This window comes from Photobacterium lipolyticum, assembly GCF_003026475.1.
GTDB lineage: Bacteria > Pseudomonadota > Gammaproteobacteria > Enterobacterales > Vibrionaceae > Photobacterium > Photobacterium lipolyticum.
This window is the reverse complement of record NZ_PYMC01000045.1, coordinates 1-1,122: the sequence shown is the minus strand read 5'-3', so window position 1 is coordinate 1,122 and position 1,122 is coordinate 1. Positions and strand designations below refer to the sequence as shown.

Annotated in this window: 2 protein-coding genes; both read left to right on the top strand. The window is 39.3% G+C overall.

Annotated features, from left to right (window positions below; translation table 11 throughout):
- A partial coding sequence (locus tag C9I89_RS22705) for a hypothetical protein (protein ID WP_211315296.1) occupies positions 1-186 on the top strand: 186 nt, incomplete at its 5' end.
- Between the two features lie 163 nt (positions 187-349).
- On the top strand, positions 350-925 hold the full coding sequence (locus tag C9I89_RS22220; protein WP_107285494.1) for a hypothetical protein: 576 nt from the start codon (positions 350-352) through the stop codon (positions 923-925).
- The last annotated feature ends 197 nt before the right edge of the window (positions 926-1,122 follow it).

The window sequence follows — 1,122 nt, the reverse complement described above, 5'->3', positions numbered from 1 at the left end:
GCGATCCCTTTGGCTTTCAGCTTCATCGCAGGGCAGCCAATCTGGTTTGGCATCAGGAATGTGAGAAAGTCCTGCTGGCTTAAAGTTGTGGATTGTCTTCCGGGATCTTCAAGTCAGGATTTGTTGCTGTTTCAGCTAGAAGACATCATGCCTGGACAGATATTTGGCCAAACAAAGGCAGCGTAAATGGATGGAGTTGCATAACAAGAGTATCAAGGTGACGCATTACACTCGGCATTTTTGGTATGAAATTCAGTGGATTTGGTGAGTCCATCGTGGCGCACCTTATACTAGGCGTTAAGTTTTCCGAGCAATCCACGTTTAGTTAACACTTTTCTAAGGAAGGTATATGACAAATGAAGTTTATATAGCAGCTTTTGGATTAGCTTCTTATGTTACTGGTCATTTTGTTAGCCACTTATTTACATCTAAAAGAAATAAGCAGGAAAAGCTGCAAAATAAGATCACTATGGCTAAATTTGCAAAGGCTGAGTTGTTAAATCTTAAGATTCATATGGAAAATAACTTAGAAAAGTTAAATAGCATGCTGGAAGCTGAAGTTTTTGGCGAAGAGGTTGATTTTCAGAAGTTGAAATTTACAGATGATGGTTTGATTGCTTTGAAGTTGGAAAACCTCCATGTATTACACGGAACACTTTCTCAAGACTTACTGACAATGTCATTATATAGTAGAAATAATGAGTTTGAGGTGGCTTCAGCAACTGAACTTTTATTCGGGACAGGCAATAATTCAGACAAAATTAAAGTAGAGCGGATAGAAAAACTAATTGAACGCTTTGAGATAACTCGTGATAAAGCCAGTAAATTGCAAGAGTATCTAGATGAATATCGAAAGAATCCGGATAAATACCAAGACAAAGGTAGTATCTGGTCGAGGAGCATGTTCGTAGTCAAGAAAACTTAACAAAACAATCAAGGTGATGCATTACACTCGGCATTTTTGGTTTGAAGTTCAATGTGCTTGGTTAGTTCAGCGTGGCACACCTTATTGTAGGCGTTATGCATTCAGAGCTGATTTGGGTTGTGTTCGTAACAGCATCGCGCATTGCCATGTTTCTCCGGCCATTCGTTCATTGAAAGGCTGCCAATAAGTGTCGAGTA